Raw genomic sequence first — 15,391 nt, forward strand, 5'->3', positions numbered from 1 at the left:
ATGTTTCCGTTGAATATGCGCTACGCCCCGATCGATTTCAGCGACAAGCTCGCCTTGCTGTCGCAGCACTGGTCCCCGCGTGTCGTTGCGGAAATGAACGACTACCAGTTCAAGCTGGTCAAGCTGCAAGGTGCGTTCGTGTGGCATCGGCATGCGGACACGGACGAGGTGTTCATCGTGCTGGACGGCCACATGACCATCGAATTTCGCGATGGCGTGGTGGCGCTGTCGGCCGGGCAGATGCACGTGGTGCCCAAGGGGGTCGAACACCGGCCAGTGGCGGAGCACGAGTGCAGCGTGCTGCTGGTCGAGCCACGCGGCGTGGTCAATACCGGCGATGCGGGTGGCGCCTACACCGCAGACAACGACATCTGGATCTGATCGCTGCGCTCGGCACGACAGGTCCGACGGTCGGTGCCGTAGGAATCGACCATTGCGGCGCCGCCGCTCCGCGCTTCCCTCATACGACGGGCGAGCCGACTGCATCGTACGGGTGAGGCGAGTGCGGCGCATTGGGTGCAGCTCATCCATCGCACGCTGCAGTTGCTCGCACATGGCGCCTGGCCGTGGTCGCACGCGATGACGCGCTGCAGCGTAATTCTGCCGATTTCATACGCTGACGCTGCAGCGCTGCAATGACGCAGCGCAATAGCGCATCACACGACATTGCGCTAGCACTTGCGCGGGTATACACGTTCGCATCGGACCACGCTGCCAGGAGACCACGATGAACGCGCTTCCCTCTGCCAAGCCACTCAACACCGACCCGCAGTCCATCTTCAAGCCGCGCTACGACAACTTCATCGGCGGCAAGTGGGTGGCGCCGGCCGGCGGTCAGTATTTCGACAACACCACGCCGATCAGTGGCAAGGTGTTCACTTCGATTGCGCGCTCCAACGCACAGGACATTGAAGCCGCACTGGATGCCGCGCATGCGGCCAAGGACGCGTGGGGCAAGACCTCGACCACCGAGCGTTCCAACGTATTGCTCAAGATCGCCGACCGCATCGAACAGAACCTTGAGCTGCTCGCCTATGCCGAAACCTGGGACAACGGCAAACCGGTACGCGAAACGCTCAATGCCGATGTGCCGCTATGCGTGGATCACTTCCGCTATTTCGCCGGTGCCATTCGTGCACAGGAGGGCGGCATCTCCGAGATCGACAGCGACACCATTGCCTATCATTTCCACGAACCGCTCGGTGTGGTGGGGCAGATCATTCCGTGGAATTTCCCGCTGTTGATGGCGTGCTGGAAACTGGCGCCGGCACTGGCGGCCGGTAACTGCGTGGTGATGAAGCCGGCCGAGCAGACGCCGGCCTCGATCCTGGTGTTGATGGAGGTCATCGGCGACCTGCTGCCGCCCGGCGTGCTCAACGTGGTCAACGGCTTCGGCCTGGAAGCGGGCAAGCCGCTGGCCAGCAATCCGCGCATCGCCAAGATCGCCTTCACCGGCGAAACCACCACCGGCCGGCTGATCATGCAGTACGCCAGCCAGAACCTGATTCCGGTGACGCTGGAGCTGGGTGGCAAATCGCCCAACATCTTCTTTGCCGATGTCATGGCCGAAGACGACGACTTTCTCGACAAGGCGGTGGAGGGCTTTGTGCTGTTCGCCTTCAATCAGGGCGAAGTGTGTACCTGCCCCTCGCGCGCGCTGATCCAGGACTCGATCTACGACAGGTTCATGGAAAAGGCGCTCAAGCGCGTAGCGGCGATCAAGCAGGGCAATCCACTCGATCCCAACACCATGGTCGGTGCGCAGGCATCGAGCGAGCAGCTGGAAAAGATCCTGTCGTACATCGACATCGGCAGGCAGGAGGGCGCGCAAGTGTTGATCGGCGGCGAGCGCAACACGCTCGATGGCGAGCTGGCCGAAGGCTTCTACGTCAAGCCGACCATCTTCAAGGGCCACAACAAGATGCGCGTGTTCCAGGAAGAGATCTTTGGCCCGGTGGTGTCGGTGACCACCTTCAAGGACGAGGCCGAAGCGCTGGCGATCGCCAACGACACGCTCTACGGATTGGGTGCCGGCGTGTGGAGCCGCGATGCGTCGCGGTTGTACCGGATGGGCCGCGCGATCCAGGCTGGGCGGGTATGGACCAACTGCTATCACGCCTATCCCGCGCACGCCGCCTTCGGCGGTTACAAGCAGTCGGGTATCGGCCGCGAGAATCACAAGATGATGCTCGACCATTATCAGCAGACCAAGAACCTGCTGGTGAGCTATTCGCCGAAGGCGCTGGGGTTCTTCTGAGCCGATGGCGTGCCGCCTGTTCGGGCGGCACGCCAGCAGCAGCGCAGGCACCGCGCGTCCGCGTCGAGGCTGCCATCTGCACTCTATAGGCGACGGCACTGCCGGTGCACGCTGCGGCTCGGATCACCCGGACGCAGCCCCTGCACGCGGTCCGCCTTTAGGTCGCAGCTGCTAGTCGTGTGTCCCGGTGGGTCAATTGCGCAGACGGCAACGCGCCGCAGGCAGCAGACCCCGCCGCCTGCGGGGCGTTGCCAGCAGCGACGATCAGCTACATCGCCATCGCGCGGTTGGTTTCGCGCGCAGGCTCCTGCTCGATGCCGGCCGGCAGATCCTGCCGCAGTTTCTGCGTGGATTGCTCAAGGGTCTGTTGCACCGCCTGGTCGCGGTCGACGTAGGCGCGGCGGTGCGCCGGGTCGTCCAGCCTGCCTTCCACCGCAAACAGACCATTGCCCGCCTTGTTGGGGGTGACGTGGTCGATGCGGGTCAGCCCACTGATGCTGGCGTCGTGGGTGAGGGTGCCGGCGGCCTGCTCCAGTTCCTTGCGGTCCTTGAACCCGCCTGCGGGACCGAGCTTTTCCAGCGCGCCCACTGCCTGTTGGTACATCGCATGCTGCGGATGCGCCGGATCGGACACCAGCGGTTGGCGTGCTGGCGCCTCAGGCTGTTGCCGGGCCGCGGCAGGGTCGGACTGGCGCGGCTGGGCGCCGGCCAGCGCCTTGAAGGTGTCCCGGCCGGCGATGCCGTCATCGCTCAGCTGGTGATCGCGCTGGAATGCCTGCACGGCCTGCCGGGTACGATCGCCAAATTTGCCGTCGGTGCCCAATGCCTGGCCCTGGGCATCGGTATAGCCCAGCGCATTGAGGCGTTCCTGCAGGGCTTTGACCTCAGGTCCATGTTCGTCCTTGCGCAGCACACCGTCGGCCAGTGGAGCGGCGCTCACCGCCGCGGTGCCAACCGGCGCCGCGACTGTGCGGCCATTGCCCGAAATGTCGGTCACCTGGGCGGTGCCGGTGAGATTGGGCTGGGCATGTTGCGGACGCTGATCGGTGGTGATCGCGCCGCTGCTGATGTCGCGGATGTAGCGGTCGGCCTGCGGCAGATAGCCGGTGTTGATGTCCACATGCACATGCTTGCCGAACGCACTGGGATTGCCGTTGTTGAAGCCGCCCTGGATGCCCACCGACTGCCCGTACTCGATGCGTGCACCGGTTTCCAGCTGGGTATTGCGCAGGTCCAGATGCCGGTACTGGGCGATCATTTCACGGCTCGGGTCGGAAGCAGGCTTGTCGTAGATCTGCACGATGCCGTCGCTGGCATCCACGCGCCCGATATAACCGCTGGCGATGGCCGGTACCGGCACACTACTGACCCCACCGGCCTGCAGCACGAAATCCTTGGACACGTAATGGTCGCCATCGCGCGACACCGTTGCCGCACCCCTGTAATTGCCGAGCAATTCCTCGCGTTCGCCATTGACGGTGCCGTACACGCGCCCGCGCTCGTTGCCGCGCGTGGGGTGATGGCGCTCGATGTCCTCGTAGTCGTGGATATGCTGGACGCCGCGTCCGACCGATTCGACGATGGTGTATCTGGGCATGTGCAATTTCCTTATTGATAGCGAGACAACCGATGCTGACCTGGCCAGGCCGCGGGCAGCCTGGCGGACGGCCGATCAGCGCAGATGCTGGGTCAACTGCCAGCATTGCTGCGTGTAGTCGAACACATAGGCCTCCGGTGCCCCGACGGTCTTGATGACCTCTTCGTCGGGGGAGAACTCGGCCCTGATGAACTCTGCGCGCATGCGCTCGCCGTCGGGCTTGAGCTCCAGCTTGACCCGGGACAGTTGCTCGGGTTGCTTGGCCGGCTCGTCGTAGGACCAGCGCGAATCGATCAGGACCAGCCGGAACGGCGCGCTCGGGCGCTCCGCCGGCTTGGACGGGTCGCCCAGGTCGCGTTCTGCGACGTGCGGGGCGCTGTAGGCCGCGCGTAACGCCGGATCGGCGACGATCGCTTCCAAGAACGCAGAGAAGCCGTCTTCGGTCCTCTCGCAGGCCGCCTGGGGCAACGCGGGGCGCTCCGCTGCCGGGGCGGCCGAGGTGGTTGGTGCCGGGGTGGCGGTTGCCGGGGCGGCCGAAGTCGGCGCAGCGGGATCGGCGGCGGCAGCCGGCTCCGGCATCTGGCAGCCTTGCAGGAGCAGGGCCAGCAGGGCGGCGGTGAGCAGGCGTTGCTTCATGGTGTGGTTCCCTCCGTATGAGCGTTGAGGCGCGCAGCGACCAGCAACATGCGACGCGCAGGCGTCGGGTGGATGCGGGTGGCGCACACGCGCGCAGTGTACGAGTGGCATGTGAGGGCGGCGACGACTGGCCGTATCCGTGTGGCCGCTGCCGTTCTGCCAGTGCCGCTTTGTACGCGCTGCCGCAGGTAGCGGCCTCACGCGGACACTGCGTGTGAGCCCGGCACGGGCAGTCGCTGGTCGTGGGCGGGCCGGCCGCGTGAGCTGCCCGCGTGCCGGGTGACCCCAGGCGGTGCGCAGCGGCTGCAGGACACCCGGGAAGGTGGCTACGACTGCTGCGGCCGACGCACCCCACAGCCACATCAACGTCAGTCGCCTGCATGCGCGCCGGCATGGCCGAGAGGCGTATCGTGCGCGAGATGGCCGCCTGACGCGGCCGCTGGAGGCGGACGATGCACGGCACGATCACCCAGAACAGTTTGCCATTGCAGGTCTTGGCAACACCGGCGGCATTGCAGCTGATCGACACCCTGCGCGCGCGGCATGGCGATCTGCTGTTCCATCAATCCGGTGGTTGCTGCGATGGCTCGTCGCCGATGTGCTTTGCGGTCGGCGACTTCATCGTCGGCGATCGCGACGTGCTGCTGGGCGAGATCGGCGGTGCACCGTTCTATATCAGCGCGCCGCAATTCGACTACTGGAAGCACACCCAGCTGATCATCGATGTGGTGCCGGGCCGTGGTGGCATGTTTTCGCTGGAAAATGGCGAAGGCGTGCGTTTCCTGGTGCGGTCGCGGCTGTTCGAGGATGATGAGTTCGCACGGTTGCAGCAAGCCGGCCGTGCGTAAGCCAGGCGCATCGAGATCAGCAGCACTTGCCAGTCGGCAAGCTGACGCCCTTCGGTTCGCCCTTCAACAACACGCTTCCAACAAGACAGCGCGCGGCACACGCACTCACTCATCCGTCGCCGTGGATGGCGCGGTGCCCGGTGTCTTGGCAGGGGCGTCGTCATCGGCCGGGATCAGGCGGCCTGGTGTATCGCCGGCACCACGGTCTTCGTAGTGCTCGGCGTCGCGCTTGCCGTGCTGTTCGCCGGGCTGGGCAGGCTGTTCGCGTAAGGGGTCGCGGGACATGGCGCCGCTCCTGGTATCTGGGTAGGGCCATCAGTTCAGCGCGTGCGGGGTGAAGGGCACGCAAATCGCAAAACCTATGCGGATTTCTCACAGCTGGATCACGGCAGCGGCGCTACTGATGTGGGCCCTCACCGCCGTACCGTGGAGCAGACCATGCGCCCCCAGGACCGCCGTCCCGACCGTCGCCTGTTCAGTGCGCAGGCGGACCCTGCAGCGGCCAAGCGGACTCATCGCAAGTGGCCACCAATCGATGCAGTGGGCGTAGCGCAGGACTTCCAGTGCTATAGCCTGGCCGACTACCAGCGCCGCCGCCGACGGGGCGGGCCGACCTGGCGCGATCTCTCGCCGGCCTACGCGTTCGCCCGGCTGACCCACGCCGCAGACTGGCCGCGCGGTAACGATGCGCACTGCGAGCAGGCGCTGGCCGCGCAGTGGGAAAGCATGCGCGGTGACTCGCGTCTGGATTGGCCGCACGCCCGCACGATTGTCGAGGACGCGTGGCTGGCGCTGGACCATATCCCCGACGCGGCCATCCACGGAGCGGCGCACTGATGGCCCGACCGATCTGGACCGGTACGCTGTCGTTCGGCCTGCTCAACGTGCCGGTAGCGTTGATGTCCGGCGAACGCAAGGTGGACCTGCATTTCCGCATGCTCGATTCGCGCGACAAGAAGCCGATCCGTTTCGAGCGCGTCAACGCCGACACCGGCGATGAAGTGCCGTGGAAGGAAATCGTCAAGGCGTTCGAGTACGACAAGGGCAGCTACGTCATTGTCGAAGAGCAGGACATCCGCTCGGCCTCGCCGGAAAGCCACGAGACGGTGGAAGTGGAAACCTTTGTCGATGCGGCCGAGATCGACCCGCGCTATTTCGAGAAGCCCTACATCCTGGTGCCGGGCAAGAAGGCCGAAAAAGGCTATGTGCTGCTGCGCGAGACGCTGCGCGACACCGGCAAGGTGGGGATTGCCAAGGTGGTCATCCGCACCCGCGAGTACCTGGCTGCGGTGATGCCGCAAGGCGATGCCCTGATCCTGCTGCTGTTGCGCTACCAGCAGGAAGTGGTGGACCCGCAGGACTTCAAGTTGCCGGCCGGCGCAGTGGGCGAGTACCGCATCACGCCCAAGGAACAGGAGATGGCCAGGCAGCTGATCGAGTCGATGTCCGGCACCTGGCAGCCGGAGGACTACCACGACGAATTCCGCGGCAAACTCGAGCAGATCCTGCGCAAGCGCATCCAGGCCAAGGGCGGCACCACCAAGGTGGATATCGAGCCGCCGCAGCACGAAGACGCCAGCACCAACGTGGTCGATTTCATGTCGCTGCTGCAGAAGAGCCTGCAGGCCAAGACGCGCACCCCGGCCAAGAAGAGCAGCGCGCCGGCGGCGGGGTCGGCCAAAAAGACCGCCAAGACCGCTACCAAGAAAGCGGCAAAAAAGGCCACCAAGAAGACCATCAAGAAGACCGTAGCCAAGACCGCCAAGACGACGGCCAGCAAGGCGGCGCCACGCCGCAAGGCCGGATAGGCCCCGCCCATGTCATTGCGCGACTACAACGCCAAGCGCCGCTTCGACCAGACCCCGGAGCCGGCCGGCGACACGCCTGCGCGTGCCAGCAAGCAGCCGATCTTCGTCGTGCAATTGCACCACGCCAGCTCGCGCCATTACGACTTCCGTCTGGAGGTCGATGGTGTGCTCAAGAGTTGGGCCGTGCCGAAGGGCCCTTCGTTGCGCGTTGGCGAAAAGCGGCTGGCGGTTCAGGTGGAGGATCACCCGCTGTCGTATGCCAGCTTCGAGGGCGATATTCCGCAGGGCCACTACGGCGCCGGGCATGTCGATGTGTTCGACCACGGACAGTGGCACTGCGAAGGCGATGCGTTGGCGGCGCTGGACGCGGGCAAGCTGGAATTCGAACTGCAGGGCACGCTGCTGCGCGGCGGTTTTGCCTTGGTACGCACACAGATGCGCGGCGGCAAACCGCAATGGCTGCTGTTCAAGCGCACCGATGCGTACGCGGCCGATCTGGATGCCGATGCGCTGGTGGCCCAGCAGGCCGCAGGCGCACCGGCTGCGGCGCCTGCAACCCGTGCCAAGGCCAGCCGGGCACGGCGTGCGCCCGCGGCAAAGGCGAGCGCCAAGACGACGGCGGCAGGCAAACGCGCACGTCCAGCGCGTGCGGACTCCAGGCAATGGCGGACCCGCGCCCTGGCGCTTGACAGTGCGCGCGATGCGCCAAGCCCAACCGAGCTTCGCGCGCAACTGACCTTGCTGCGCGAGCAGGCACCGGATGGCGAGCGCTGGTTGCACGAGATCAAGTGGGACGGCTATCGCCTGCTGGCCGACATGGTCGATGGCCAGGTGCAACTGCGCTCGCGTAACGACCAGGCCTGGACACAGCGTTTTCCGGACGTGGTGCGCGCAGTGCAGGCCTTGCCGGTGCGTGATGTGCGCCTGGATGGCGAGCTGGTGGTGCTGGACGCCAAGGGACGCACCGATTTCTCGGCGCTGCAACGTGCGCTCGATGGCAGCGCCGTGCAGCCGCTGCGCTACATCGTGTTCGACCTGCTGGGCGTGGCCGGGGTGGATCTGCGCGATACCCCGTTGCTGCAACGCAAGCAATTGCTGCACGAGTTGCTGGGCGATGAGCCAGGTACGCTGGCGTTTAGCGACCATGTGATCGGCCACGGCCCGGAGGTGTTCGCGGCCAGCGCCGGCACCGGCTGGGAAGGCATCGTCAGCAAGCTCGCCGATGCGCCTTATCGCGCAGGACGCAGCGCCGATTGGGTCAAGACCAAGCACGCAGACAGCGACGAGTTCGTGGTGGTGGGCTACACCGACCCCAAGGGCGCACGCAGCGGCTTCGGCGCCTTGTTGATGGCGCAGCGCGAGGGCAACACGCTGCGCTATGTCGGGCGTGTAGGTACCGGCTTCGACGATGCCTTGCTCGGCAAGATCACCGCGCTGCTGCAGGCGCTGCACAGCGACACCGCCACGCTGGAATTGCCGACGCACCTCCCGGGGCGGCCACGCGATGTGCATTGGGTCCGGCCGGTGCTGATCGCCGAGGTCGCTTTCCGCGGCTGGGCGAAGGAAGGCCTGCTGCGGCAGGCCGCGTTCAAGCGTCTGCGCGAGGACAAGCCCATGAGCGAGTTGGGCGGCGACCGCGCCGCGCCGGGCAAGGCGCGTGCTACGGGCAAACGTGGTGCGGCAACGGCCGCTGCGCCAGCGCGCAAGACGGCGACCAGGAAAACATCCAGAACGACAGTCGACGCCTCCACCAGCACCACCAGCAAACGCGCGCGTTCGACGGCATCGAAGACGAGCGCGACCCCGACATCAAAAAAGGCGGCAGCGTCCAGGTCCAGCGTATCGAAATCCACGGTGTTCACGTCGACAGCGTCCAAATCCACGTCCACGTCCACAGACGGTATCACCATCACCCATCCCGAACGTGTGGTGTTTCCCGCCCTGGGCATCAGCAAGGGCGATGTGGCCGAGTACTACCGGGCAGTGGCGCCGCTGGTGCTGGCAGAGATCGCGCGCCGCCCCTTGTCGCTGCTGCGCTGCCCCGACGGCGCCGGTGGCGACTGCTTCTTCCAGAAGCACGAAGGCCGCCACCTCGGCACGCACATCAAGGCGATTCCGCTGCAGCAGAAGAGTGGCACCGAGGATTACATCTACGTCGAAGATGCCGCCGGCCTGCTCGAGCTGGTGCAGATGAACGCGTTGGAGCTGCATCCGTGGGGATCGCGCACCGACGATGCGGAGCATCCGGACCGCCTGGTGTTCGACCTGGATCCCGGCGACGGGGTGTCCTGGGCCGACGTGGTGGCTGCCGCGCGCGACATCCGCGCCAAGCTGCGCAGTGCAGGCCTGGAGAGCGCGGTGCGCTTGTCCGGTGGCAAAGGCCTGCATGTCGTCGTGCCGATCGTGCCCGATGCGGGCTGGGAGCAGGCGCGCGATTTCTGCGAGGCATTTGCGCAGGCGCTGGCCACGCAAGCGCCGGAGCGCTACGTGGCCACCATGAGCAAGGCCAAGCGCCACGGCGTGATCTTCGTCGACTGGCTACGCAACGGCCGCGGCAACACCAGCGTGTGTTCGTGGTCGCTGCGCGCGCGCGAAAAAGCCACCGTCGCGGTGCCCTTGCGCTGGGAAGAACTCGGCAAGATCAGCGGGCCGGATGCGTTCCCGATCGACAAGGCCATCCACCGTGCCAGGCGCCAGCGCGTTGACCCGTGGGCGGAGGTGTTGGCGGTGAAGCAACGGTTGCCCAGGGCGTGATCCACACCGCCTGGAAGCGGCAGCGCAGGCCGTGCTAGCCTGCGGACACGTGGATTGCGATGAAGGGATTCTGCAATGTCAGTGATGCGCGCTTGCGTCTTCGTGCTCACCTGGTTGTGCGTGCTGCCAGCCTTTGCAGCAGACAAGCTCGACCCTGTACTGGCCGGCATTCAAGGCAGCGATGACGAGGCGCAGCAGGTGCGGGCATCGGTCCGCGCCGCGCCCCTGCTACGTGGGCAGTTAGTGCAACTTGTCGATGCCGGGCAACTCAGGCGCATCCGTGTCGTGGCCGACACCGCGCAGCCAGTCATCAAGAACCGTCCTTTTGCCGCGGCGGTTCTGGACAAGGAGATGATCCTCACCAGCGGGCTGCTCCGGCAACTGCGTGAGACCCCGCGCCCACATGCGCTGCGCAGTGGCGACCTGGCCGCAGACAACCTGGTGTTCGTGCTTGCCCACCTGGCAGTGCACGCGGCGGTCGCCGAACGGCACGCACAGTTCGAGCGGACGCTGGCGGACAAGATGGCCGCCGGTATCGGCGATGCAAAGGCCAGGGGAACCGAATTCGACGCAACAGCGATGGCGCAGGAGGCGCTGAACCACAACATGGCGATCGAGGCCAATGCCTATATCGCCGGGTGGAACGCGGTGGTCGATGCGGCCCAGCACCAGGCATCGCCAGGCGGCGCCCCGCTGCCGGAAGCGCAGCGCGCCGTGCTGCTGGGTCCACTGCTGCTGAGTTTCCGCTACAACCAGGTCCTGGAACGGGCAATGGATGGCGCCCAGGATCAGCGCGTGGTGCTCGGCGCAGATGGAATCGTTGCCGATACGCGCAACGTCTTCGCCATTGCCCAGGCGCTGATGGCCGGCAAGATGCTGGAGATTGAATAGCGCAGGCGCACCTGGTGCGCCTCATCTCCGAGTGCGGTAACGCCGCAGGGTGGACCGCTGCGCGTTGTGCCACTGCAGACAGGACGTTCCAGCCAGTCCGGTCGGGCCAGCAGTGCAGCCTGCTGGCGGGCGCATTTGCCTGCCATGGCGACAGGCGCAAACCGGCTGCAGCGGTACCTGCAGGCCGCATGCAACCCGCGCACCCTGCCGATGCATGGCGATTGCGCCCATCGGCACGCAGGCGCGGCCAACGGCGTCCAGGCCTGCACGGCGTCTACGCCGAGACCGCGGCCTCGCGCGTCACCCGGCTCAACGCATCGCTGCCGATCTCGGCAATCGAGTGGGTGCCGGTCAGCGTCATCGCCACGCGCATTTCCTTTTCGATCAAGCCCAGCAGGTTTTCCACGCCAGCCTGCCCGCCTGCCGCCAGCGCGTAGACGAAGGCGCGGCCCAGCAACACCGCATCGGCACCGAGCGCCAGCATGCGCACCACGTCCAACCCGCTGCGGATGCCCGAGTCGGCCAGGATCTTCAGCTGCCCCTTCACCGCATCGGCAATGGCCGGCAACGCGCGTGCGCTGGACAGCACGCCATCGAGCTGGCGCCCGCCGTGGTTGGACACCACGATGCCGTCGGCGCCGAAGCGCACCGCATCGCGCGCGTCGTCCGGGTCGAGGATGCCCTTGATCACCATCGGCCCGGTCCAGAACTCGCGGATCCATTCCAGGTCCTTCCAGGCGATGGACGGGTCGAAGTTGGCGCCCAGCCAGCCGATGTAGTCCTGCAGGCCGGTGGGGCTGCCGCGATAGGCCGAGATGTTGCCCAGATCGTGCGGTTTGCCGAGCAGGCCCACGTCCCACGCCCAGCGCGGATGCGTCACCGCCTGCAGCATGCGCCGCAGCGATGCATTGGGCCCGCTCATGCCCGAGTGCGCATCGCGGTAACGCGCGCCCGGCGTGGGCATGTCCACGGTGAACACCAGCGTGGTGACGCCGGCCGCCTTGGCGCGCTCCAGCGCGTTGCGCATGAAACCGCGGTCCTTGAGCACGTACAGCTGGAACCACATCGGCCGGCCGATGGCCGGCGCCACTTCCTCGATCGGGCACACCGACACCGTGGACAACGTAAACGGGATTCCGCGCGCGGCCGCGGCGCGCGCCGCCTGCACTTCGCCACGGCGCGCATACATGCCGGTCAGCCCCACCGGCGCCAGGGCCACCGGCATCGCCAGGGTTTCGCCGAACAGCTCGGTGCTCAGGCTCAGGTCGGACATGTTGCGCAACACCCGCTGGCGCAGCGCGATATCGGCCAGATCCGAGACATTGCGCCGCAGCGTGTGCTCGGCGTAGGCGCCTCCGTCGATGTAATGGAACAGGAAGGGGGGCAGCCGCGCCTGGGCGGCGGCGCGGTAATCGGAAGCGGCAGAGATGATCATCGAAGACGGACGACAGCTGCGGGGTAGCCGCTGAGTGTAAGACCATCGGTGTGGCGCGGGGACGGCTGCGCGATCGGCACGGTGCACAAGCCGAGCGCGCGGCGTTTCGTCGGGCCTACGGGCGGTTTGGTCGCATCGCGCTGGCGTCCGAATCGATGGATTGCAAGACTGCGTGCGCTGCTGCGGCGGCGTTGCCGCTTGCCGCGCCCATGCCGGGCATCTGCAGCAAGCACATCACGGACGGAGGGCGCCATGCGTACAGGCACAGCAGCGGGATGGACGGTACGGGTCGGGCTGACGATCGGTCTGCTTTGCAGTGGTCAGGCGATGGCGAGCGGGCCAGGCCAGCCGCCTGCGCCGGATGCCATCACGCGCACACTCCAGCAACGCATGGACGCCGCCGGCATCGTCGGCCTGGGCGCGGCGATCATCCGCGACCGCAAGGTGGTCTGGACCGGCGGTGTCGGTTTTGCCGACCGCGCACGCGGCACGCCGTTCACGCCCGACACCGTCATGAACATCGGCTCGATCAGCAAGACCGTGACCGGCGTGGCGCTGATGCAGGCGGTGCAGGACGGCAAGCTGGCGCTGGATGCGGACATCAACACCTATCTACCGTTCGCGGTGCGTAACCCGCAGTTTCCGGACGTGCCGATCACCTTGCGGCAACTGGCCACGCATACGTCCAGCCTGACCGACCGCTGGGAGGTCTACCGCGACACCTATCGCTGGCAAGGCATGCCAGTCGCGCCGCTGGGCGAGTTCCTGCGCGGCTATCTGGCGCCCGGCGGGCGCGACTACCGGGCGCAAAACTATCTGCAGCTCAAACCCGGCACGCATCGCGAATACTCCAACATCGGCGCCGGCCTGGTGGGCTACATCGTTGCGCGTGCGGTGGGCCAGTCGCTGGAGCGCTACACGCACACGCGCATCTTCGCGCCGCTGGGCATGCAGCACACCGCCTGGCATGCCGCCGATCTGCCGGCCGCCGCACAGGCCACGCTGTATGTGAACCAGTTCGGCGTGAGCGTACCGATCCCGCCGTACGAGCTGATCACCTATCCCGATGGCGGCGTGCGCACCAGCGTCAACGACCTCTCCAGGCTGTTCATCGCCCTGCTCGATGGCGGCCAGTACCAGGGCGTGCGCATCCTGGACGCCACCACCACCGCGCAGATGCTGCGTTTCCAGTACACCGCCGCCAACAAGCCCGACAACATCGCCTTGAACGAGAAGAACTCCGGCATCTTCTGGTCCACCAAGTACAACGTCACCCGCATCGGCCACGGCGGCTCGGACCCGGGCGTGCACACCGAGATGCTGTCGGACCTGGCGCACGACAATGCGGTGGTGCTGATCAGCAACACCTCGCTCGATAGCAGCGATGCCAAGGTCAATGCGCAGCTGTTCGACGATCTATGGAGCTACGCGCTGCAGCTCAGGCAACAGGCCACGACTGGCACCGACCCCATGCCGGCCGTGCACTCGCCACCGGTCCGCTGACCCGGCGGCCAGCAAAACCTAGCGAGCAGTCGTCAGCTGGGCGCGCACGGCGCGCAAGAATCGGCGTGTGCGAGAGGCAGCTGCCGCACCGGGCACCGGCCGCGTCCGCCTGGCGTTGCGTACCGCCGTTTTGACGGCCGCTGTTATGCAGCCGCCACAAAATGCCCATGGAATCCCAGCGGAATCGCATAAGGCAGCCATGCCTGTGCAATCGGCCCGGCATCGATGTGCTGTGCGTCCAGCACCATCAACCCGGTGCGTGCGCGCTGGGTGTCGAGCACCGTGCCCACCAGCCAGCCCTGGTCCGGGCGCGTGCTGCCGGGCCTGGCGACGAACACATGTTCCTCGGCCAGCACATGCGGGCCGTAGCGATGCACCTGGCGGCTGTCGCGTTCCAGGTCGTAGCCGGCCACGGCATTGAGAAACGGCGACTGATTCGGGCCATCGATGCACGGCGCGTACAGGCGCGCGCCCTGCGTGCGCGGGCTGCGGTGGTCGAACAGCGGCAATTCCAGGTTGTCCACCGGATGCACCTGCCAGTGCGCGCGGCCATTGGCCAGGTCCAGATGCAGGCTGCGTAATTGCACAGGTGCCGGCGCGGCCTGCGGGTCGCCGCGCATGGCTGCACGCATCGGCGAGCGGGCTTCTTCCGGATCGGTGTGCACGATGGCGCGCATCACGATGCGGTCCTGCTGCGCATAGGCATCGGCAAAGTGATAGGCCACCGCAAAGTCGGCCTCGAACCAGCGCGGCTGGTCCAGCGCATCCTTGGGCACCACCGCAATCCGGCATGGGGCATCCGGGGTGAAGCGCAGTTGCTCGAAGAACGCACCGTCGCCGTCCAGACGCCGATACGGTGCCATCACCAGGATCAGATGGCGGTCGGTCATCGCAAAGCTGTGCAGGTAGGCAGGCGCGTCGGTGTGCAGCAACTGCACGTTGCGCAACGTGGCGTCGGCGCCCAGGTGCCAGAGCACCACGCCGGTGGAGCCGACCACGCTGATCGAGCCGACGTTCCACACGCTGCCGTCGTGGTCGGTCAACGGGTGCGCGGAAAACGGCATTGCGGCCAGATCCTCGCGCCAGGTGACCGGGCCGAGGGTGTCCAGCGCATCGGGGTCCAGTTCGATCGCAGAACCGGCCTCCCACAGCGCGAACAGGCGGCCATTGAGCATCGTCACCGAGGTGTTGGCGGTGTTGGTATCGTCGTTGTTGCGGCCGGGCTGCATGTCCGGCACGGAGGTGCCGGCAGCGCGATAGAGAAAGCGCCCGGCCTGCTGCTCCCGGGTGAACTTGTGGGTGGCCACCATGCGCCCAAGGTGCCGCACCTGGCCGCCGCCCAGCCGCCAGCGGTGCACCATGCCGTCGCCATCGAACCAGTGTTCGTAGCGGAACCCGGCACGCTCGGTCCAGGCCGGGCCATTGCGATACAGGCTGCCTACCAAGCCTTCGGGCAATGCGCCGTGCAGCGTTGCGGTGGCCGGCCCCAGGGTGGGGCTGACCACGCTACGCCAGCCCAGCAGCCACGGCGTGCGCTGCAACTGGGCCTGGAATGCGGCAGCTTCCGCGGCGCGTGCAGGCAGGCTGCGCATGCCAAAGCCGCCCAGCGCAGCACTGCCGGTGGCGGCCAGTAACGATTGCAGGAAGCGGCGGCGGTGCATG

13 protein-coding genes and 1 other RNA gene are annotated in these 15,391 nt (G+C 66.6%); 8 read left to right on the top strand and 6 right to left on the bottom strand.

Translation table 11 applies throughout. From position 1 onward, the window contains the following. Nucleotides 1-381, top strand: coding sequence for a cupin domain-containing protein (locus FHY19_RS13795; protein ID WP_259166691.1), 381 nt, complete (start codon nucleotides 1-3; stop codon nucleotides 379-381). A gap of 346 nt (nucleotides 382-727) precedes the next feature. Further along, nucleotides 728-2,257, top strand: coding sequence for an aldehyde dehydrogenase (adh, locus tag FHY19_RS13800; RefSeq protein ID WP_259166693.1), 1,530 nt, complete (start codon nucleotides 728-730; stop codon nucleotides 2,255-2,257). Nucleotides 2,258-2,525: 268 nt separating this feature from the next. Here the strand turns inward: adh and FHY19_RS13805 are convergent, their stop codons facing one another. Together FHY19_RS13805 and FHY19_RS13810 are read right to left on the bottom strand one after the other, a co-directional pair. Beyond that, nucleotides 2,526-3,854 (bottom strand): peptidoglycan-binding protein, encoded by a 1,329-nt coding sequence (locus tag FHY19_RS13805; protein WP_259166696.1) that lies wholly within the window; start codon nucleotides 3,852-3,854, stop codon nucleotides 2,526-2,528. A gap of 75 nt (nucleotides 3,855-3,929) precedes the next feature. After that, nucleotides 3,930-4,490, bottom strand: a complete 561-nt coding sequence (locus tag FHY19_RS13810; protein ID WP_259166699.1) for a hypothetical protein — start codon at nucleotides 4,488-4,490, stop codon at nucleotides 3,930-3,932. Between the two features lie 452 nt (nucleotides 4,491-4,942). Here FHY19_RS13810 and FHY19_RS13815 point away from each other — a divergent pair, with 452 nt between their 5' ends. After that, nucleotides 4,943-5,338, top strand: a complete 396-nt coding sequence (locus FHY19_RS13815) for a DUF779 domain-containing protein (RefSeq protein WP_259166700.1) — start codon at nucleotides 4,943-4,945, stop codon at nucleotides 5,336-5,338. Between the two features lie 105 nt (nucleotides 5,339-5,443). Here the strand turns inward: FHY19_RS13815 and FHY19_RS13820 are convergent, their stop codons facing one another. Continuing rightward, nucleotides 5,444-5,623 (bottom strand): hypothetical protein, encoded by a 180-nt coding sequence (locus FHY19_RS13820; RefSeq protein WP_259166701.1) that lies wholly within the window; start codon nucleotides 5,621-5,623, stop codon nucleotides 5,444-5,446. Between the two features lie 153 nt (nucleotides 5,624-5,776). Here FHY19_RS13820 and FHY19_RS13825 point away from each other — a divergent pair, with 153 nt between their 5' ends. From FHY19_RS13825 to FHY19_RS13840, 4 genes are all read left to right on the top strand, one after another. Continuing rightward, nucleotides 5,777-6,175, top strand: a complete 399-nt coding sequence (locus tag FHY19_RS13825) for a hypothetical protein (protein ID WP_326521131.1) — start codon at nucleotides 5,777-5,779, stop codon at nucleotides 6,173-6,175. Next, entirely contained in the window at nucleotides 6,175-7,146 is a 972-nt protein-coding gene (locus tag FHY19_RS13830) for a Ku protein (RefSeq protein WP_259159270.1), read from the top strand. Before FHY19_RS13825 ends, FHY19_RS13830 begins: the two co-directional genes overlap by 1 nt. A gap of 9 nt (nucleotides 7,147-7,155) precedes the next feature. Beyond that, complete coding sequence (gene ligD, locus FHY19_RS13835) at nucleotides 7,156-9,900, top strand: DNA ligase D (RefSeq protein ID WP_259166703.1); 2,745 nt, start codon at nucleotides 7,156-7,158, stop codon at nucleotides 9,898-9,900. 75 nt (nucleotides 9,901-9,975) lie between these two features. Further along, nucleotides 9,976-10,791 (top strand): hypothetical protein, encoded by an 816-nt coding sequence (locus FHY19_RS13840; RefSeq protein WP_259166704.1) that lies wholly within the window; start codon nucleotides 9,976-9,978, stop codon nucleotides 10,789-10,791. Nucleotides 10,792-11,065: 274 nt separating this feature from the next. Here FHY19_RS13840 and lldD read toward each other — a convergent pair whose 3' ends face one another. Beyond that, on the bottom strand, nucleotides 11,066-12,226 hold the full coding sequence (gene lldD, locus FHY19_RS13845; protein WP_259166705.1) for an FMN-dependent L-lactate dehydrogenase LldD: 1,161 nt from the start codon (nucleotides 12,224-12,226) through the stop codon (nucleotides 11,066-11,068). A gap of 252 nt (nucleotides 12,227-12,478) precedes the next feature. Between lldD and FHY19_RS13850 the strand changes: the two genes are divergently transcribed. Beyond that, nucleotides 12,479-13,729 (top strand): serine hydrolase domain-containing protein, encoded by a 1,251-nt coding sequence (locus FHY19_RS13850; RefSeq protein WP_259166706.1) that lies wholly within the window; start codon nucleotides 12,479-12,481, stop codon nucleotides 13,727-13,729. 6 nt (nucleotides 13,730-13,735) lie between these two features. Here FHY19_RS13850 and FHY19_RS13855 read toward each other — a convergent pair. Both FHY19_RS13855 and FHY19_RS13860 read right to left on the bottom strand, forming a co-directional pair. Continuing rightward, nucleotides 13,736-13,811: non-coding RNA, sX9 sRNA (locus tag FHY19_RS13855), on the bottom strand. Between the two features lie 61 nt (nucleotides 13,812-13,872). Continuing rightward, nucleotides 13,873-15,390: a carotenoid oxygenase family protein gene (locus FHY19_RS13860; RefSeq protein WP_259166707.1), complete on the bottom strand. Its 1,518-nt coding sequence runs from the start codon at nucleotides 15,388-15,390 to the stop codon at nucleotides 13,873-13,875. Nucleotide 15,391: the final 1 nt, after the last annotated feature.

The organism is Xanthomonas sp. 4461 (genome assembly GCF_024806475.1).
Lineage (GTDB): Bacteria > Pseudomonadota > Gammaproteobacteria > Xanthomonadales > Xanthomonadaceae > Xanthomonas > Xanthomonas arboricola_F.

Bases quoted from the DNA above. Each gene is read 5' to 3' on its own strand.
- FHY19_RS13825 (WP_326521131.1), top strand. From the start codon at position 5,777: ATGCGCCCCCAGGACCGCCGTCCCGACCGTCGCCTGTTCAGTGCGCAG.
- FHY19_RS13840 (WP_259166704.1), top strand. From the start codon at position 9,976: ATGTCAGTGATGCGCGCTTGCGTCTTCGTGCTCACCTGGTTGTGCGTG.
- FHY19_RS13795 (WP_259166691.1), top strand. From the start codon at position 1: ATGTTTCCGTTGAATATGCGCTACGCCCCGATCGATTTCAGCGACAAG.
- FHY19_RS13815 (WP_259166700.1), top strand. From the start codon at position 4,943: ATGCACGGCACGATCACCCAGAACAGTTTGCCATTGCAGGTCTTGGCA.
- FHY19_RS13820 (WP_259166701.1), bottom strand. From the start codon at position 5,623: ATGTCCCGCGACCCCTTACGCGAACAGCCTGCCCAGCCCGGCGAACAG.
- FHY19_RS13850 (WP_259166706.1), top strand. From the start codon at position 12,479: ATGCGTACAGGCACAGCAGCGGGATGGACGGTACGGGTCGGGCTGACG.
- FHY19_RS13830 (WP_259159270.1), top strand. From the start codon at position 6,175: ATGGCCCGACCGATCTGGACCGGTACGCTGTCGTTCGGCCTGCTCAAC.
- ligD (WP_259166703.1), top strand. From the start codon at position 7,156: ATGTCATTGCGCGACTACAACGCCAAGCGCCGCTTCGACCAGACCCCG.
- FHY19_RS13810 (WP_259166699.1), bottom strand. From the start codon at position 4,490: ATGAAGCAACGCCTGCTCACCGCCGCCCTGCTGGCCCTGCTCCTGCAA.
- lldD (WP_259166705.1), bottom strand. From the start codon at position 12,226: ATGATCATCTCTGCCGCTTCCGATTACCGCGCCGCCGCCCAGGCGCGG.
- FHY19_RS13805 (WP_259166696.1), bottom strand. From the start codon at position 3,854: ATGCCCAGATACACCATCGTCGAATCGGTCGGACGCGGCGTCCAGCAT.
- FHY19_RS13860 (WP_259166707.1), bottom strand. From the start codon at position 15,390: ATGCACCGCCGCCGCTTCCTGCAATCGTTACTGGCCGCCACCGGCAGT.
- adh (WP_259166693.1), top strand. From the start codon at position 728: ATGAACGCGCTTCCCTCTGCCAAGCCACTCAACACCGACCCGCAGTCC.